The organism is Bradyrhizobium sp. CIR48, from assembly GCF_014198315.1.
GTDB lineage: Bacteria > Pseudomonadota > Alphaproteobacteria > Rhizobiales > Xanthobacteraceae > Bradyrhizobium.
On sequence record NZ_JACIHG010000006.1, the window covers coordinates 265,934 to 284,270 of the forward strand.

The following is an 18,337-nucleotide window of genomic DNA, read 5'->3' on the forward strand; positions in this document are numbered from 1 at the left end:
CGATCGATGGATCTCGTCCACAATCTGGCGATCGGCTTTGCGACCGCCGCCCAGCCCGCCAACCTGCTCTACGCCTTCTTCGGATGTCTGCTCGGGACCTTGATCGGCGTGCTTCCCGGCCTCGGCCCGCTCGCAACTATCGCGATGTTGCTGCCGATCACCTATGCGCTGCCGCCGGACGCCGCGCTGATCATGCTCGCCGGAATCTATTACGGCGCGCAGTACGGCGGCTCGACCACTGCCATCGTCGTCAATTTGCCCGGCGAATCCTCCTCCGTCGTGACCACGATCGATGGCTACCAGATGGCGAAGCAGGGCCGCGCCGGCGTCGCGCTCGCCACCGCTGCCATCGGCTCGTTTTTTGCAGGATGCGTGGCCACGCTCGCGCTGGCCGCCCTTGCAGGCCCGCTGACCGCGACGGCGCTGCTGTTTGGCCCAAAGGAATTCTTCGCGCTCATGATCCTGGGGCTGATCCTCGCCTCGGTGCTGTCGAGCGGCCCGTTTATCGAGGGCATCGGCATGGTCGTGCTCGGCATGCTCCTCAGCCTCGTCGGCACCGATTTGAACAGCGGCAGCCAGCGCTTTGCTTTCGGCATTCCCCAGCTGTTCGACGGTCTCGATTTCGTGCCGTTGGCGATGGGCATCTTCGGCTTTGCCGAGATCGTCAAGAATCTCGAGCAGGACGACAAGCTGTCGCTGGTCACCCAGAAGATCACCAATCTGTTTCCGACCCGCGACGACTTCCGCCGCATGGTGCCGGCGATGCTGCGCGGTACGGCCCTGGGCACGTTGCTGGGCGTCCTGCCCGGCGGCGGTGCGGTGCTCTCGTCCTTTGCGTCCTATACGCTCGAGAAGAAGCTGTCGCGGCATCCCCAGCAGTTCGGCAAAGGAGCCATCGAAGGCGTTGCAGGGCCTGAATCGGCGAATAACGCAGGCGCGCAGACCTCGTTCATTCCACTGCTGACGCTCGGCGTTCCCTCCAACGTCGTGATGGCCCTGATGGTCGGCGCCATGAACATCCACAACATCCACCCGGGCCCGGAGGTGATGACGAAGAACCCGACCCTGTTCTGGGGCCTCATCGTCTCGATGTGGGTCGGCAATCTGATGCTGCTGATCCTCAATCTTCCGCTCGTCGGGCTGTGGGTGAAGCTGCTCATCATTCCTTACCGATATCTGTTTCCGGCGATCATGGTGTTCTGTTCGATCGGCGTCTATTCCATCAACAGCGGAACATTCGAGGTCTACGAGGCCGCAATGTTCTGCGTGTTCGGCTACGTCCTGATCAAGCTGCAATTGCCGGCGGCGCCGCTGCTGCTGGGGCTGGCTCTGGGCCCTGCCATCGAGGAGAATTTTCGCCGTGCCATGGTGCTGTCGCGCGGCGACGTCACCGTGCTGCTCACATCGCCGCTCTCGGCGAGCCTCCTGGCCGCGGCCGCCATCGCGATTATCCTGATCATGCTACCCACGATCCGGGCGCGGCGCGAGGAGGCGCTGCAGGAATGAGATGAGGGCACCAGCCGGATCCACCAGCTCAACATCGCGCGTCTCACAACCAGAATGTCGCAACGCTCGGCAATTTTCGCCGACCTGAGCAGCCCCGTCAGTCCTGTCGCGACCCCAGACGTATCGGCATTGCAGCCACCATCAGCCGGATCATGATCTCGCTGAGATCGAGCGCGTCAGCGGCAGATGTCGTCGCAATAAAGGCCACAGCAACGAAGTGATGGCGCCGAAGCATTCCTGACGACCGCACTCCCGGCGAATCTTCCTGCGGCATTTTGACCGCACCGATCTGCAATCATCGAAAGCGCATTTGAATCGTTCCAGACATTCTCCTCCCGGTTGGCGATGATCGAGGCATTCTAAGTCGCGCGCACGCATTTGCGTTGCCGTCACAATGGCGTCTTTTTAAAGAGGCGATGCAGATCGCTGACATTCGAATGTTGCCGCCAAGACGAAGGCAGCAAACGCGCGTGCGCGTCTGCAGAGCAACTGATTGACGGGCCATGCATGCCGGCCGAGCTCGGATACGAAGAGCTGCTCTTCGATCCATGGTCGTTGCTGGCCAGACGCGGAAGCCGCTTCACGGCGGGCTGCGCACTATTGATGAAGGACTTTCTGGAATGCGACGTGCGGGTGGGGATAAGACGGTAGCTCGCTTCGGTGCGGCGCTGCTGGGTGGTGTGGCGTGGTTGACGTGGTTCGAATCGCCTGCTCAATCCCAAACGTCCCAGGGCGGTAATTCCCTTCCGCCCGTGACTGTCGAAGCCCCGACGCAACAGTCGGTTCGCCGTGCGCCAACCAGGCGAAACGACGCGCGGGTCCGATCGACCTCACGGCGCGCCCCGCAAGCCCCGACGGTCGCAGTGCAATCGCAACCGGCTGTCGTCCCGCCATTTGCCGGCGGGCAGGTCGCTCAAGGCGCACGACTGGGGATGCTCGGAAATACCAACACCATGAAGTCACCGTTCAGCGTGACGAGCTACACGGACAAGCTCATTCGGGATCAGCAGGCGGCAACGGGTGCGGATGCCCTGATCCTCGATCCCTCCGTGCGAAGTTCCCACCCGACCGGCGGTATCGTCGATTCCTTCAACATACGCGGCTTCCCGATCAACGAAGGCAATAACGGTGAGTTCGCCTTCGAGGGCCTTTACGGAATCGCGCCGACATATCGGATCTTCACGGACTACGTCGAGCGCATCGAAGTGCTCAAGGGTCCCTCGGCCGCGCTCTCGGGCATGGCGCCCAATGGCGGCGTTGGCGGCGTCATCAATGTCGTGCCCAAGCGCGCGGAAGAGGATTTGACCCGCTTGACCGCGAGCTACGGCTCGACCGCACGTTTCGGCGGTCACTGGGATGTTGCGAGGCGCTACGGCGATGGCAAGGAATGGGGCGTACGCGCCAGCGGAAGCGTCCGCGGCGGCGACACGCCCATCGACCGCCAATCCGAGACGACAGGTGTCGGATCGCTGGCGCTCGACTATCAAGGCGAACGGTTCAGGTCCTGGCTCTATCTCATCGCCCAGACCGATCGGTTCGACGCGCCGTCACGTCCCTTTCTGATGGCTCCCGGCCTGCAGGTGCCGAAGGCGCCGGACGGCAAGCTGAACGTGACCCAGCCCTGGGAATGGTCGCGCATCAACGACCAGTCCGCCTTGCTGCGGACCGAGTACGATCTCACCGAGCAGGTCACGCTGTTCGCGGATGTCGGCGGCTCCAAGACCAACGTCGAGCGGTTCTTCGGTCTTCCGACCATCGTCAGCACGAGCGGCAATACGACCTCAACGCCCCAGTACTTCGGCCTCAGCATCGATCGAACCACATATGATGGCGGTGTTCGCGCCCGCTTCGATACCGGCTTCGTCCACCATGCCGTCGCCTTCCAGGCCTCGGTCTATCACGACGCGCTGCACCGGCGGCTCACCAATGGCAGTCTGGTCACCTCGAACATCTACAGTCCCACTGTCGCGCCGACGCAGTTCGCGAACGAGATCAGCGACCGTCCCCGGCTCTCGGACAGCGAGCTTACCGGGCTCTCGATTGCCGACACCTTGTCCGTGCTCGATGAGCACGTCCTGTTGACTTTGGGCGTCCGGCGCCAGGGCATCGAGGCGCACAATTACCTCTCCAACGTCGGGACACTGACGTCGTCCTATGACAAGAGCGCGGTCACCCCTGTGGTCGGCCTCGTCGTCCGGCCCGTGGACAATATTTCCCTGTACGCGAACTACGTTGAAGGTCTCGCCCGGGGCGACGTGGCTCCTCAGAACGCGTCCAATTTCGGCGAAGTGCTGCAGCCTTACGTCGCCAAGCAGTACGAGGCCGGCATCAAAGTGGATTTTGGCCGGATTGCAACCACCTTCAGCGCTTTCGAGATATCGAAGGCGAGCGGCGAGCTCTCCGCCGGGCGCTTCGCGGCGACAGCCGAACAACGGGTCCGCGGGCTCGAATTCAACGTATCCGGCGAGCTCACGCCGGATGTTCGTATCCTCGGAGGCGTTTCGCTGCTGGACGGCACCCTGACCAAGACCGCCGTCGCGGCCAATGTGGGCAACACGCCGATCGGCGTTCCGAACATACAGGCCAATATCGGCGCGGAGTGGGACCTCCCGTGGATGAGGGGGCTCACCGTGAATGGAGCCGTGATCTACACGGGCAGGCAGTTCGTCGACGCCGCGAACAAGCAGCCGATTCCCGAGTGGACGCGGCTCGACCTCGGCGCTCGCTACACCACCGCGATCAACGGCAAGAAGACGGTTTTCCGCGCAAACATCCAGAACGTGACCGGTGAGAGTTACTGGTCCAGCGTGGCTTCGTTCGGAACGTTCTTCCTGGGAGCACCGCGCACATATCTCCTGTCGATGACCGTGGATATGTGATCGCGCACGCGCTTGCGTGAAACGCAGCCCAGCATTCCGCTCCGGCGCCGTGATGCGCCGGACTAGAAAAGTCTCCATTGAATCAACGAGGTGACTTCCGTCTCGGTGAGCCCTTTCGGCCGCCAGGCCGAAAAGTGGCGCGGCTCTTGCTCTTGCCAGTATGAGGGTTCTTGATAAACGTCATACTGCGGGATCAGGTGGATGGAGCAGGCGGTGAGGCGGACTTCGCGGGTGGTCGAGCCCGGAACGGTGGTGCTGTTCGGGGGGCTGATCGCCGCCAACATCGCCGCATGGGCCTGGGCCTTCGCGCTGTTCGGCGATCGGCCGACGGTGCTGGCGACTGCGCTGCTGGCCTGGGTGTTCGGTCTGCGCCACGCCGTCGATGCCGACCACATCGCCGCCATCGACAACGTCGTGCGCAAGCTGATGCAGACGGGTGGCGCGCCGCGTAGCGTCGGCCTCTATTTTGCGCTCGGCCATTCCACCGTCGTCGTGGTCGCGACCATATTGCTCGCGCTCGGCGTGGTGAGCCTTGGCGGCGATAGTCTGCTCAAGGAGATCGGCGGCCTCATCGGAACGTCGGTGTCGGCGCTGTTCCTGCTCGTGATCGCGGCCATCAATCTCGTCATCTTCGCCGGCCTGTGGCGGACGTTTCGTGCGGCGCGGGAGCAGGGCGTTCACGACGCCGAAGGTCTTGAGACGCTGCTCGCCAACCGCGGCTTCCTCGCGCGACTGCTCGGACCGCTGTTCCGCCTGGTCACGAAACCCTGGCACATGTATCCGCTCGGCTTCCTGTTCGGGCTGGGATTCGACACGGCGACCGAGATCGGCCTGCTCAGCATCTCAGCAACCGAAGCCGCGCGCGGCGCGTCGGTCGCCGACGTGCTGGTTTTCCCTGCACTGTTCGCGTCGGGCATGGCGCTGGTCGACACCGCCGACTCCGCGCTGATGGTGAGCGCCTATCGATGGGCCTTCGTCGATCCCTTGCGAAAGCTCTGGTACAACCTCACGATCACCGGCGCCTCCGTGGCGGTCGCGCTGTTCATCGGCGGTATCGAGGCGCTCGGGCTGATCGCCGACCGGCTCGACTTGTCCGGAGGGATGTGGACGCTGGTCGAGGGCCTCAACGAGTCGCTCGCCAATGTCGGCTTTGCCGTGATCGCGCTGTTTGCAATCGCCTGGCTCGTCTCGGTCGTGCTCTATCGCCGCATCTTTGCGGACGGCCGGCACCGGGCCGCGACGAAAGCTCTGGCATGCGCCGATGCAACCGAAGCGGCATGAGCCCTTTCGTGGCGGCGGCGCGCTGACGACACTCTCGGTCCTGGTGCTGCTCGCGGATGATGGCCGCGCTTTGGCGCAGGGCGAGAGCACCTCACGCGAGCTGCCGGCAATCCAGGTCGGCGGCGGCGAGACGGCGGGGCGCAAGAAGCCGGTCGCATCGCGCCGGGCCGGCAAGCCGTCCCCGGCCGACCACCGCATCCCCGCGTATCCGGCAGCGGCGCAAGCGTCGGATGTGCGCAGCGTCGCCTCGGGTGCAAAGGTTCAGCTTGGCATGGCCAGCGAGATCTCCGTCTCGGGCGAGGAGATCAATGCACGCCCTTTCACGCGGCCGGGCGAAGCGCTCGAAGCCGTGCCGGGTCTCATCGTGACGCAGCATTCCGGCGAGGGCAAAGCCAACCAGTATTTCCTGCGCGGCTATAATCTCGACCACGGTACCGACCTTGCCATCACTGTCGACGGCGTCCCCGTGAACATGCGCACCCACGCGCACGGCCAGGGCTATGCCGATCTCAACTGGCTAATCCCGGAAACCATCGCCGCAGTGGACGCGCGCAAGGGGCCGTACTTCGCCGACGAAGGCGATTTCGCTTCGGCCGGCAGCGTCCATATCGGTCTGATCGACCGCACCAGGGGAATAGCGCAGCTGACCGCCGGCAGCTTCGGCTATCGCCGCCTGCTCGGCATGGACTCCGCGAAGGTCGGTGACGGCTCCTTGCTCGTGGTCGGCGAGATCGGGACCTACAACGGCCCGTGGGACAACCCGGACAATGTGCGAAAGCTCAACGGCCTCGTGCGCTACAGCCAGGGCACCGCGACCGACGGCGTCTCCGTCACCGGCATGGCCTACGCCAACAAATGGAATTCGACGGACCAGGTCCCGCAGCGCGCGATCGCATCCGGCTTTCTCGATCGCTTCGGCTCGGAAGATCCAAGCGACGGCGGCAACACCAACCGTTTCGCGCTCTCGGGCCGCATCGCGCAGAGCGACGACCTCGGCTCCTGGAAAGCCAACGCCTATGTCGTGAAGAGCCAGCTCGACCTCTTCAACAATTTCACCTACTTCCTCAGCGATCCCGTGCTCGGCGACCAGTTCCACCAGCACGACGATCGCCTGATGGCGGGCGCCAACATCTCGCGCACGCTGAACGGCTCGTTGGCGGGCTTGCCGATGCAGACCAGCTTTGGCCTGCAGTCGCGCTATGATGCGATCGATCTCGCGCTCACCAACACCTTCCAGCGCGGCTTCCTCGCCAACATTCGCAGCGACAAGGTCGGCGAGGGCAGCGTCGGCGTATATGCCGAAAACACAGTGAGATGGACCGATTGGCTCAGGACGACGGTGGGATGGCGCGGCGACTATTATGCCGCCGACGTCACGTCGCGGTTCAATGCCAACAATTCCGGCCGCACCGACGCCGCGCTCGGCAGCCCGAAATTCAGGATGGTGCTCGGCCCGTTCAACCAGACCGAATTCTTCTTCGGCGTCGGCTACGGCATGCACTCCAACGACGCCCGCGGCGCGACCACGACGGAGGATCCCAGCGATCCCGCGACGAGGCTGACGCCATCGCCGCTCCTGGTGCGCACCAGGGGTGCAGAGGTCGGCGTGCGCAGCAGGATCGTTCCCGGCCTCGACACCTCGCTCAGCGTCTTCATGCTGGATCAGGATTCCGAGATCCTGTTCTCCGGCGATGCCGGGGACACGTCGGCAACCCGCGCCAGCCGCCGCTACGGCTTCGAATGGACCAACCACTACCGGCCCAGATCCTGGATCGACATCGATGCCGATCTCGCAATGACTCATGCACGCTTCCGCGGCTATGACAGCGAGCAGGCGGACGTCTATGCCTCGCTCGCCGGCTATCCCGAGGCGCAGATCGGTAACGCGCCCGGCAACTACATTCCGAACGCGCCGGCGATGGTGGCATCGGCAGGCGTCACGCTGGGCGAGAGGACCGGCTGGTTCGGAACCTTGCGCTGGCGCTATCTGGCGTCGAGCCCGCTGACGGAGGACAACGCATTCCGTTCCTCTGCGACCAGCATTTTCAACGGCCGCCTTGGCTATCGCATCGACAATGGCTGGCACCTTCAGCTCGACGTGCTGAACCTCTTCAACACGAGGGCGAACCAGATCAGCTATGCCTATGGCTCGCTGCTCAAGACCGATACGCTTTACAACCTCTGCATATCGGGCACTGCGCCAACTTCAGTCTGTCAGAACGGCGTGATGGACTACGTGCTGCACCCCGTGGAGCCGTTGACGTTCCGTCTTACCATCGCCGGGACGTTCTAGGTCGCGGCAGGCCATGGGCCGCGAGAGTCTCCGCGCGAAAAAATGGTCCCGCAACGAGCGATGCGTTGCAGGCGAGGTGTGTTGTGGTAGTGAACGGCGAGGTTGGCGACACGTCGCGGCCTGAAAGCCCAGCAGGGGGACCGTCGATGAACCGTGACCTCGATCTCGCCGACTTCGAACTGCACCCGCAGCGTGGTGCGGTGCTGGCCGAGGTGCATGCCCGCCCATTCACCAGGCTGACAGCGCCGGTCACGGTGCTGCGCTTTGCCTTTCTCGGCCAGGGCGAGGTCGCTGAGGCGGACCGGCAGAGCTTCGTGGCATTCTGCATGTCGCACGGCCAGGCGCCGCCGGACGCCGGAACCAAGCATCATCAGGTGATGATCGGTGACACCCAGCTCCGCTGGGAGCAACACTCGGAGTTCAGCACCTTCACCTGGATCCTGAGCAGCCCGCAGACGCCCGCGCGCCGGTTCGGCGAGATCGGTGAAGAGTCGGCCGCGTTGATCCGGTCTCTGCGCCAATCCGGCCAATTGCTGGTCGCCGTCAAGCTCGAGGTCGAGCAGACTTCGGCGGCGCTGGAGCGTGCGCAGCAGCTGTTCGAGAGAGGCAGTCTCGCCATTGCCGCGGTCCGCAGCGGACCTGCCGTCGTCGCATCCGACTTTCGCACGGACGATCAGGGCTTCGTCCGCATTCTCGTCTGCAACGACGGCCTCTCGCCCGGCCGGCTCGGTGCCCTCGTGCAGCGTGTGCTGGAGATCGAGACCTATCGCACGCTGGCGCTGCTCGGTCTGCCCGCCGCGCTCGAGCTTGCGCCGACTGTCGATCATATCGGTAGGCGGCTCGTCGAAGTGCTCGAGGAGATGCAGGGCGCCGAGGATCTCAAGCTCAACAATCATCTCCTGACGGAACTGACCGCACTGGCGGCTTCGCTGGAAAGGGGAGCTGCCGGCAGCTCGTTTCGGTTCGGCGCCAGCCGCGCCTACAACGACATCGTGCAGGCGCGCCTCGCCGTGATCGAAGGCGGCGAGATCGCGGGCTATCCGACCTGGTCCTCCTTCCTCGCCCGCCGCATGGCACCTGCGATGCGCACCTGCGCGACGATGGAGGACCGGCAGGCCGATCTGTCGATCAAGCTCGCGCGCGCGGCCGATCTGTTGCGCACACGCGTCGATGTCGAGCTCGAGGAGCAGAATCGCGATCTGCTGCGCTCGATGGATGAGCGCACCCGATTGCAATTGAGGCTACAGAGCACGGTCGAAGGCTTGTCGGTGGCGGCCATCGGCTATTACGTCGTCAGCCTGTTCGGCTACCTCGCCAAGGGTGCCCATGACGGCGGCCTGCATGTCGAGCCTTCGCTTGCAACCGCGATCTTCGTGCCGGTCGCCGTGGCGGTGGTCTGGATCGTCACCCGCAATATCCGCAGGCGGCACTTGAAGCACGACGAAATGTCCGGCGCTCACGACTGAGGGCGCAAACGAGAGCCCTTGCGCTCCCGCGCCGATCCGGGATGTCGCTACGCTCATCCGGGCTCCGGGGCCGAGCCTGTGTCGCCCGCTGTCAATCCGCTTCGCTAAAAATATTCCACTTTACCGAAATTCGGTTTCGGCGTATGTGTCGCGCATCCCGGCTCACCCAAGAGGGGCGACTATGTGTCGTCACTGTCGCGAGCCGGGCTTGCGGTGGACGCGGCAGCGTCGGCACGAGAGGCGCGGGCAGGGCGGGTAGTCCCTGTGAGCCCGAGGCTTCGTGCGGATGAGCGGCGCTGTTCAGTTCGTCTCGCCCCATTCTTTCGGCAACGTCGACAAGGCCGGGAGATAATGTGGTGACCAGCGAACGCGCGTACGGCAAAACCGTGTGGTCCAGGCCGTCGTTGCCACGGTCAAGTCCTTGCGAAGGTGCGAGCGAGCCCAACCGGGCAGACTGCATCATCCAAATTCGCGGGGCGAGGGAGGCCAGAAGGAATGGTCGGCTCCCGGGAGATCACGGCATAAGCCGTCCAGCCACTGCGCAGGGAAGGCCGAGTGATCGGCACCACCTGTATGCTGCTGTGCGGTTCTTCCTGCGTGTGCATTTCGCGCAGCGGACCGCGGGTGCGCGCCAGCACCCGGCCTTCCCTGCGCCCTCTTGGCCTTAGAGGGTAGCGAGACCAAGCAAAGCTCGGGCGAAATCAGCCGCGAGAATGCGAAGGTGTGTCTGCCGTCATGCTTGAAAGGGCAACCGGACTACAGGAGGATACGAGGCCGGCAGTTCGACGGCGATCCGCGTTTTTCGAGTCAGGTCGAGACCCCGAACAGTCTGCGAACGGCCGGCAGCCACTCGCCGGTCATCGTGAACTCGAGCCCGAGGCGGGCGCCGCAGGCGATGGCCACCATCGTGACGGGGGCCGAAACCGCGAGCGTCGACAGCGCGCTGAGGCCCTGACCGATGGTGCAGCCCATCGACATGATGCCGCCGATGCCCATCAGCAGCGCGCCGATCATGTGACGCTTCAGCTCGCGTGCGTCGTCGCACGCTTCCCAGCGGAAGCCGCGCGCGAGCATCGCGGCGGCAAACGAGCCTGCGACGACGCCGGCAACCGAGCCGATGCCGAAATTGAGCCGCGCGCCGGAGAAGGTGGCGACGTAGAGAATGGCGTCACCAAGCGGTGCCACGAAGCTGAGCGAGGAGACCCGCACGGGATCGAACTCGTCGTCGGCAAGCCATCCGGTGGCAAACCAGCCGAACGCGATCGCGGCGCCGACGGCAATGCCGGAGGCCAGCAGCCGCGGCGACCGGATCAGCCTGCCATCTGCAAGGGCCCAGAAGGCGAGCGCGGCGGACATCGCCACGACGAGGATCGCGCGCATCGCGCTGCCTGCGCCGAGCAGCGACGTCAAGGTCTGGGTGCTTCCCTCGGGTAGCCGCAACGACAACGGCTCGATCAGCATCAGGCGCAGCATGCCGGTGATGCCGCGCATGGTCGCGAGCGCCGACAGGCCGAGCACGAGAAAGACCACGATGGCGCGCAGATCGCCGCCGCCAACGCGCACCAGCGTGCCGAAGCCGCAGGTGCCGACCAGCGCCATGCCGACGCCGAACATCAGCCCGCCGATGATCGCACCGCCAAGTCCGATCGACGCCGTGAGGTAGATCGACCGCGACAGATCGACAATGCCGAACGCGGCGAGCGCCTGGGTCGCGAGCAGGGCGACTGCCGCGGCCAGCGCGAAGGATTTCAGCCGACGAAAATCCGATCCGAAGAATGCGTCCTCGAGCATCGCCAGCGTACAGAAACGACCCGCGCGGCCGGCAACGCCGAGCACGGCACCGGCGGCAAGCCCGCATGCGAACGCTATGGTCGAAGGGCTCAGCATTCCTCCCGCTTCGTTTTTGGTTCTGCCTTGCGGGTAGTCTGCCCCGGTGGGGCGCGAAAATCCAGCGTGGAGAACTACCGGCGGCGCCGGCGAACCGGCTCGCAGAACACGTCGTAAACGGCGGTGAGAATCTTGCGGACGTCCTCGCTGGCGAGACTGTAGTAGATCGTCTTGCCGTCGCGGCGGGTCGTCACCAGCCGATCGAGCCGCAACCGCGCGAGCTGCTGGGAGACGGTCGATTGGCGCTCGCCAAGGAACTGCTCGAGCTCGGTCACGGACTTCTCGCCCTCGGAGAGGATGCAGAGCAGCAGCAATCGGGACTCGTGCGACAGCGCCTTGAGCATGTCGCTGGCCTCGCGCGCCTTCTCGATCATCTGCTCGAGTTCGGCGGAGCCCTCGATATCCTTCAGCTTTGGCAACGGCATCGCGTCAAGTTCCTCTCAGAAAATCCGCAAGATGGTCACGACCTCCCGGGTTCCGATCCCGTGTTTGACAGGATTCGGTCCAACAGGCCGAAGAAGAAGGCATCGCCGGGATAGCCGCGAATGCGCCCGATCTCACGGCCCTCTTGTACCACGACGAAGGTCGGCGTGAAGGGACCCGGATCGATTCCGGCGAGATCGGCGGGAAGGGGGCTGTTCAGGTCGACCCGGCGCAGTGGTGCAGCCCGGCTTTCGTCGGTCTTGCCGTAGATCGGGGCGATCTCGGCGTTGAAGCGCGCGCACCAGGCGCAGCCGGCGCGCTCGAACATGACGAGCTCGGCGGCGCGCGATGCCGTCGCGGGCAGCGTGAGCCCGACGGCGAGCGCGAGCAAAACGATGATTCTGTTCATGCTGCGTAACCGGCCTTTGCAGACTTCCTCGTGATGCTTTCCAAACGTCGATCGACGCTTTATATCATTAAACTCGTATATGTGCTAGGGATGGGGCGGAAATGACCTTGGACGTTACGCTGGGTGCGGCCTTCGTCGCGGGCCTGTTGTCGTTCCTGTCGCCCTGCATCCTGCCCCTGGTGCCGCCGTTCCTGTGCTACATGGCCGGCGTCTCGGTCACGGATCTGTGCGGCGACAGCCCGGATCTGCGGCCGCGGATCCTGATCTCCGCGCTGGCCTTCGTGGCGGGCTTTTCCCTGGTGTTCGTCGCGCTCGGCTCGACCGCCTCGATCGCGGGACGCTTCATTTCCGCGCACCTGTCGACGCTCGGCATCGTCGCCGGCGGGCTGATTATCGTCATGGGCCTGCATTTCCTGGGGCTGCTCCGGATTCCGCTGCTCTATCGCAGCGCGATCGTGCAGGTCGACAACCGCCCGGCCGGCGTGGCGGGGGCCTTCGTCATGGGCCTGGCCTTTGCGTTTGGCTGGACGCCCTGTGCCGGCCCCATCCTCGCCGCCGTGCTGCTGATGGCGGGCTCGGAGGACACGACCGGGCGGGGCGCATTGCTGCTGCTCGCCTATTCGGTCGGGACCGGCATTCCCTTCCTGATCGCGGCGGCCTTCACCGGCCGCTTCATTGCCGCGCTCGGTCGTGTGCGCCGGCATCTCGGCCTGATCGAGAAGTCGATGGGCGTCTTCCTCGTCGTGACCGGTCTGATGTTCCTGACCGGATTGATGCCCGTGGTCTCGGAATGGCTGCTCGAGCATTTTCCTGCATTGACCAGCATCGGCTGAGGCTAGCCGTAACGGAAGTCGAGCAACTGGGCAAAGGATTGCAGTTCGATGAGGTAACGATGCACGAGGGGGCCGTCGCCCGCCATCGCGGCATGAGCGATCTCGCCGCTGCTGGCGATTGCGCCGTCGATCAGGCGGCGGAATTCACCTTGGGCGGCGATCTCGCTGTTTGCCCATTCGTTACAGCGTTGAAGCCGATCGCGGAACGCGCTCGCGGCGGCGACGGTGTCCTCGGCATTCGCCGATGCCGGCTGTTCGCCGTACCTGGTGGCGGCGATACGCAACGCTTCCATGGCGGGCGCGATCTCGAAGATGCAATCGCCGAGATCGTACAGGCCCGCGTGACGCCTGAGCGCGTGAAAAGCCTGCCGAACCGCAAGCAACTCGCGGCCGGCGGCGACATTGTCTCCGCGGTCCAGCGCGCCCGTGATCGCCGTGAGTCTCTCGCGACCTCCGTCGAGAAATCGCGTCAATTCGGCCGGCGCATAAGCGGGCGGGGGACCGGATGTGCTCGGCACAAGCCGCTTCCACCCGGCGACCGCTTCGTCCGTCTCGATCTGCGCCAGTGCGAAATTTCCAGTGCGCGCATAGCTCGCGGCGGTGCGCAGATTGGCCATGATCGGCGCCATCGCCGATGCGAAATCCGCAGGTCTATCGGCTTCCGCGCCGAGCGCGAGCGCGTTCGAGGCCAGCCATGCCAGCAGCACGATGGTGCAGCGCAAGATCGGATCTCCTTGTCACATTCGTGTATTCGAATATCATAATGAAAATGAGCAACGCGCAAGACCTTCCGAGGCACGAAACCCCGACCTCGCTTCGCACGCCGACGCGACGCGGCGTCCTCGCATTCGCTGCAGGCGCGGCGTTGGCCGGCCGCGGCGCGGCGGCGGCCGAGCCCGCCGTCGGAGAAGACGGGCTCTATCACGAGCCCTGGTTTCTGCAGAGCTTCCTTGATCTGCGCGAAGATCTGGAGGGCGCTGCGGCCGGCGGCAAGCGGCTTGCCATCATGTGGGAGCTGCGCGGCTGCCCCTATTGCCGCGAGACGCATCTTGTGAACTTCGCCGATGCCGGCATCGCCAGCTATATCCGCGACAATTTCGAGGTGCTGCAGCTCAACCTGATCGGCGCGCGCAAGGTGACGGACTTCGACCGCCAGGAATTAACAGAGAAAGAGCTCGCCCAGAAATACGGGATCCGGTTCACGCCGACCTTTCAGTTCTTTCCACCATCCGCCGATGGCCTCGAAACAAAGGATGCAATGGCGCGCGAGGTGGCGAGGGCACCCGGCTATCTCAAGCCGCCGCACTTCCTGGCGATGTTTCGTTTCGTGCGGGAGCGCGCTTACGAGCGCGGCTCGTTCCGGGATTTCCTGGCCGCGAACGGCTGATGCGGAACGCCGTCGAATTCCGCTTGACGCCAGCGTTTATATGAACATATCATAATAACTGAATTTGATGGACTGTGAGTCCGTTGTGACCAAGAGCGGGCGTCACCCCGCGATCCGAGGGTAGGGAACATGCGGCGCTCGCTTGCAGCTGCGTTTGCACTTTGTCTGTCGGCCGGAAGCGCTCTGGCGCAAGATCCGAACAAGGAGCCGATCAGGCTCGATATCGTCAACGACTCCTTGCCGAAATCCCTGACCGGCGCGCCCGGTAATGCCGCCGCCGGCAAGAAGGTATTTCTGACGCGCACGCTCGGCAATTGCCTGGCCTGCCACCAGGTCACCAGCCTGAAGTCCGAGGATTTCCACGGCGAGTTCGGTCCATCCCTGGACGGCGTGGCCGGCCGCTACACCGAGGAGCAATTGCGCCTCATCATCGCCGACCCCAAGCGCATCTTTACCGACACCGTCATGCCGGCGTTCTTCCGGAATGATGGCCTCAGCCGGGTGCGCCCGGAGTTCGTCGGCAAGTCCATTTTGACGGCCGCGCAGGTCGAGGACGTCATCGCTTTTCTCAAGACGCTGAACTGACGGCGAGGAGGATCAGGAATGAGAGCCATCAATCGACGGCAGGCATTTGCGCTCGGGGGCGGCTTCGTCATGCTGACGCTGATGCCCATCGCAGCCGATGCCGAGGTGACGGGCGATGCGGCGAAGTGGATCGAGACGTTCACCGGCGGCAAGCAGCCTGCCAAGGGCAAGATCGCGCTCGACCTGCCGGAGATCGCGGAGAACGGCAACACCGTGCCGCTCTCGATCAACATCGAGAGCCCGATGACGGCAGACGCCTATGTGAAAGACGTTCTGATCATCGCCGACGGCAACCCCAATGCGGGCGTGGCGACGCTGTCGTTTACGCCGCTGTCGGGCAAGGCGGAAGCTTCGATCCGGATCCGGCTTGCGACCACGCAGAACGTGATTGCGGTCGCGAAGATGAGTGACGGTTCGCTGTTCATGGAGCAGAAGACCGTCAAGGTCACCATCGGCGGCTGCGGCGGCTAGGGCGTCAGGAGAGGAACAATGGCAGACAAACCGCGCATCAAGCTTCCCAAGGAAGCGGCCAAAGGCGAGGTGATCCAGATCAAGACCCTGGTCTCGCATGTCATGGAATCCGGCCAGCGCAAGGACGCGCAGGGCAAGGCCATTCCGCGCAAGATCATCAACAAGTTCGCCTGCGAGTTCAACGGAAAGCCGGTGTTCTCCTGCGCGCTCGAGCCTGCGATCTCGGCCAATCCCTACGTCCAGTTCGACGCGCGGGTCGACGAAGCCGGCACGTTCAAGTTCTCCTGGACGGACGACGATGGCACGGTGATCACGGCTGAAGAGAAGATTGCGTTCAAGGCATGATGCGCATCGCGCATTGAGGGAGGCACGCAATGGCGCGACGATATGTTGGGTTGGCCGCTCTGGTCGCGGCCGCCGCGTCGGTTGCGACGCTCGCGGTCGCTGAGGACGCCGAGCGCAAGGGCATCGCGGCGCCGCCCGGCCACGTCTTCAAGACCATCATCTCCGGCTACGAATTTCGCAGCAAGGAGACCCGCGCGCTGCAGGACGACGATCTCGAGAATCCGGGCTTCCTCGCCGTGGAGCGCGCGGCTGACGTCTGGAAGAAGGTCGAGGGCAGCGAGGGCAAGTCCTGCATGAGCTGTCACGGCGAGGCCGAGACCAGCATGAAGGGCGTCGGCGCCGCCATGCCGAAATGGGACGACAAGCTGAAGAAGCCGGTCAATCTCGAACAGCGCATCAACATCTGCCGCAGCGAGCACATGAAGGCCGAGCCCTGGAAATTCAAATCCCGTGAGCTGACCGACATGACAGCGTTCGTGCGCTACCAATCGCGCGGCATGAAAGTCTCGGTGAAGACCGACGGGCCGATGTCGCCCTGGTTCGAGCGCGGCAAGCAGATCTATTACACGCGCTACGGCCAACTCGATCTCGCCTGCGAGTCCTGCCACGAGCGCAACAACGGCAAGTTCATGCGCGCGGACTTCCTGAGCCAGGGCCAGACCAACGGTTTTCCGACCTATCGGCTGCGCGACCAGCGCCTGGTGCCACTGCATGAGCGATTCGAAGGCTGCATGTTCGACGTGCGCGCCGAGCCGTTCAAGCCGCTATCGGACGAGTTCCTCGCGCTCGAGCTCTATGTGGCCTGGCGCGGCATCGGCCTTCCGGTCGAGACGCCGTCGGTGCGCAACTGAAACGTTGAGCTTGCAGGAGTGTTGCGCATGATCTCTCGCCGCGAGTTCATTCAGGTTGCCGCGGCAACGGCAGGACTTTCGACCGGTGTGGGCTCCAGCCTGAACCGTGCGTTCGCCCAGCAGCGCTTGACCGAAAAGGAATTGTTGGCCTTCGAGCCGCTCGGCAACGTCACGCTGGTGCATGTGACCGATATCCACGGTCAGCTGATGCCGCTCTATTTCCGCGAGCCTTCGACCAATCTCGGCGTGGGTGAGGCCAAGGGCCTTCCGCCGCACGTCACCGGCAAGGAGTTTCTCGCCCGCTTCGGCATCGCGCCCGGCTCCTCGGCGGCCTACGCCCTGACCTCGGAGGATTTCGAGGCGCTCGCCAAGAGTTATGGCCGGATCGGCGGCCTCGATCGCGCCGCGACCGTGATCAAGGCGATCCGTGCCGAGCGCGGCGACAAGGTCGCATTGCTCGACGGCGGCGACACCTGGCAGGGCTCATGGTCGTCACTGAAGACGCGCGGTCAGGACATGATCGACTGCATGGCACTGCTCAAGCCCGACGCCATGACCGGGCATTGGGAGTTCACCTACGGCAGCGAGCGGGTCAAGCAGGCCATCGAAGGCCTCGGCTTCCCGTTCCTCGGTCTCAACATCCGCGACACCGAATGGAACGAGGCGGCGTTCGAGGGCTCGACCATGATCGAGCGCGGCGGCGTCAAAATCGCGGTGCTCGGCCAGGCCTTCCCCTATACGCCGGTCGCCAATCCGCGGTGGTTGATTCCGAACTGGTCGTTCGGCGTGCGCGAGGAGGACGTCCAGGCGCAAGTCGACAAGGCGCGCAAGGGCGGCGCGCAGCTCGTCGTGCTGCTCTCGCATAACGGTTTCGATGTCGACCGCAAGCTCGCGAGCCGCATCAAGGGCATCGACGTTATCCTGACCGGCCATACCCATGACGCGCTGCCGGAGGCGGTCAAGGTAGGCAAGACCCTGCTGATCGCATCGGGCTCCTCCGGCAAGTTCGTCTCGCGGCTCGATCTCGACGTCCGCGACGGTGAGGTCAAAGCGTTCCGTTACAAGCTCATTCCGCTGTTCTCCGATGTGATCACGGCGGACGCCGAGATGGCCGCGAAGATCGCCGAGGTCCGCAAACCCTTCGCCTCCGATCTGGCCAAGGTACTCGGCAAGACCGACTCGCTGCTCTACCGGCGCGGCAATTTCAACGGCACGTTCGACGATCTGATCTGCCAGGCGCTGCTGCAGGAGCGCGATGCCGAGATCGCACTCTCGCCCGGTTTCCGCTGGGGCACCAGCGTGCTGCCCGGACAGGACATCACTTTCGAGGACGTCACCAACGCGACCGCGATCACGTATCCGGCGGTTTACCGCATGGGTATGACGGGTTCGCGGTTGAAGGAGATCATCGAGGACGTCGCCGATAACCTCTTCAATGTCGACCCCTATTATCAGCAGGGCGGCGACATGGTGCGGATCGGCGGGCTTTCCTACGCGATCGACGTCACCAAGCCGCAGGGGCAGCGCATCTCCGACATGCAGGTCCTCAAGACCGGCACACCGATCGAGCCCGCCAGGGAATATCAGGTCGCCGGCTGGGCCAGCGTCAACGAAGGAACCGAAGGGCCGCCGATCTGGGACGTCGTCGCGAATTACCTGACGCGACAGAAAACCGTTCGGCTCGAGCCCAACCGGGCCGTCAAAGTTACCGGAGCGTAAGA

The 18,337-nt window shown here is 64.3% G+C and carries 16 protein-coding genes; 12 read left to right on the forward strand and 4 right to left on the reverse strand.

The window, feature by feature from the left end:
• Positions 1–6 precede the first annotated feature (6 nt).
• The 5 genes from GGD66_RS20340 to GGD66_RS20360 all read left to right on the forward strand — a co-directional run bounded on the left by GGD66_RS20340 (position 7) and on the right by GGD66_RS20360 (position 9,425).
• Positions 7–1,506, forward strand: a complete 1,500-nt coding sequence (locus GGD66_RS20340; RefSeq protein ID WP_183258793.1) for a tripartite tricarboxylate transporter permease — start codon at positions 7–9, stop codon at positions 1,504–1,506.
• 953 nt (positions 1,507–2,459) lie between these two features.
• Positions 2,460–4,385, forward strand: coding sequence for a TonB-dependent siderophore receptor (locus GGD66_RS20345; RefSeq protein WP_246788927.1), 1,926 nt, complete (start codon positions 2,460–2,462; stop codon positions 4,383–4,385).
• Positions 4,386–4,586: 201 nt separating this feature from the next.
• Positions 4,587–5,666, forward strand: a complete 1,080-nt coding sequence (locus GGD66_RS20350; RefSeq protein ID WP_183258795.1) for a HoxN/HupN/NixA family nickel/cobalt transporter — start codon at positions 4,587–4,589, stop codon at positions 5,664–5,666.
• Positions 5,647–7,959 (forward strand): TonB-dependent receptor, encoded by a 2,313-nt coding sequence (locus tag GGD66_RS20355; RefSeq protein WP_183258796.1) that lies wholly within the window; start codon positions 5,647–5,649, stop codon positions 7,957–7,959. Before GGD66_RS20350 ends, GGD66_RS20355 begins: the two co-directional genes overlap by 20 nt.
• Positions 7,960–8,105: 146 nt before the next feature.
• Positions 8,106–9,425 carry a DUF3422 domain-containing protein gene (locus GGD66_RS20360; protein WP_183258797.1) on the forward strand — a complete coding sequence of 440 codons (1,320 nt, stop codon included), beginning with the start codon at positions 8,106–8,108 and terminating at the stop codon, positions 9,423–9,425.
• An 807-nt stretch (positions 9,426–10,232) separates the two neighbouring features.
• Here GGD66_RS20360 and GGD66_RS20365 read toward each other — a convergent pair.
• The 3 genes from GGD66_RS20365 to GGD66_RS20375 form a co-directional block, all read right to left on the reverse strand.
• The gene (locus tag GGD66_RS20365) at positions 10,233–11,312 is read right to left on the reverse strand and encodes a YeeE/YedE family protein (RefSeq protein ID WP_092261864.1); all 1,080 of its coding nucleotides are present in this window, start codon (positions 11,310–11,312) and stop codon (positions 10,233–10,235) included.
• Positions 11,313–11,386: 74 nt separating this feature from the next.
• Positions 11,387–11,737, reverse strand: coding sequence for a metalloregulator ArsR/SmtB family transcription factor (locus GGD66_RS20370; protein WP_092261865.1), 351 nt, complete (start codon positions 11,735–11,737; stop codon positions 11,387–11,389).
• A 35-nt stretch (positions 11,738–11,772) separates the two neighbouring features.
• Positions 11,773–12,144 carry a thioredoxin gene (locus tag GGD66_RS20375; protein ID WP_183258798.1) on the reverse strand — a complete coding sequence of 124 codons (372 nt, stop codon included), beginning with the start codon at positions 12,142–12,144 and terminating at the stop codon, positions 11,773–11,775.
• A 101-nt stretch (positions 12,145–12,245) separates the two neighbouring features.
• Between GGD66_RS20375 and GGD66_RS20380 the strand changes: the two genes are divergently transcribed.
• On the forward strand, positions 12,246–12,977 hold the full coding sequence (locus tag GGD66_RS20380; protein ID WP_183258799.1) for a cytochrome c biogenesis CcdA family protein: 732 nt from the start codon (positions 12,246–12,248) through the stop codon (positions 12,975–12,977).
• Positions 12,978–12,979: 2 nt separating this feature from the next.
• Here GGD66_RS20380 and GGD66_RS20385 read toward each other — a convergent pair whose 3' ends face one another.
• The gene (locus GGD66_RS20385; protein WP_246788928.1) at positions 12,980–13,606 is read right to left on the reverse strand and encodes a hypothetical protein; all 627 of its coding nucleotides are present in this window, start codon (positions 13,604–13,606) and stop codon (positions 12,980–12,982) included.
• A 140-nt stretch (positions 13,607–13,746) separates the two neighbouring features.
• Between GGD66_RS20385 and GGD66_RS20390 the strand changes: the two genes are divergently transcribed.
• The 6 genes from GGD66_RS20390 (at position 13,747) to soxB (ending at position 18,335) form a co-directional block, all read left to right on the forward strand.
• A complete protein-coding gene (locus GGD66_RS20390) occupies positions 13,747–14,364 on the forward strand; it encodes a thioredoxin family protein (protein WP_246788929.1) in 618 nt (205 codons plus the stop codon).
• A 129-nt stretch (positions 14,365–14,493) separates the two neighbouring features.
• Positions 14,494–14,949 carry a sulfur oxidation c-type cytochrome SoxX gene (gene soxX / locus GGD66_RS20395; RefSeq protein ID WP_092261868.1) on the forward strand — a complete coding sequence of 152 codons (456 nt, stop codon included), beginning with the start codon at positions 14,494–14,496 and terminating at the stop codon, positions 14,947–14,949.
• Positions 14,950–14,967: 18 nt separating this feature from the next.
• A complete protein-coding gene (gene soxY / locus GGD66_RS20400) occupies positions 14,968–15,420 on the forward strand; it encodes a thiosulfate oxidation carrier protein SoxY (RefSeq protein WP_183258801.1) in 453 nt (150 codons plus the stop codon).
• An 18-nt stretch (positions 15,421–15,438) separates the two neighbouring features.
• The gene (gene soxZ, locus GGD66_RS20405) at positions 15,439–15,765 is read left to right on the forward strand and encodes a thiosulfate oxidation carrier complex protein SoxZ (protein ID WP_092261870.1); all 327 of its coding nucleotides are present in this window, start codon (positions 15,439–15,441) and stop codon (positions 15,763–15,765) included.
• A 29-nt stretch (positions 15,766–15,794) separates the two neighbouring features.
• A complete protein-coding gene (soxA, locus tag GGD66_RS20410; RefSeq protein WP_092261871.1) occupies positions 15,795–16,616 on the forward strand; it encodes a sulfur oxidation c-type cytochrome SoxA in 822 nt (273 codons plus the stop codon).
• A gap of 27 nt (positions 16,617–16,643) precedes the next feature.
• Positions 16,644–18,335 carry a thiosulfohydrolase SoxB gene (gene soxB / locus GGD66_RS20415; RefSeq protein WP_183258802.1) on the forward strand — a complete coding sequence of 564 codons (1,692 nt, stop codon included), beginning with the start codon at positions 16,644–16,646 and terminating at the stop codon, positions 18,333–18,335.
• Positions 18,336–18,337: the final 2 nt, after the last annotated feature.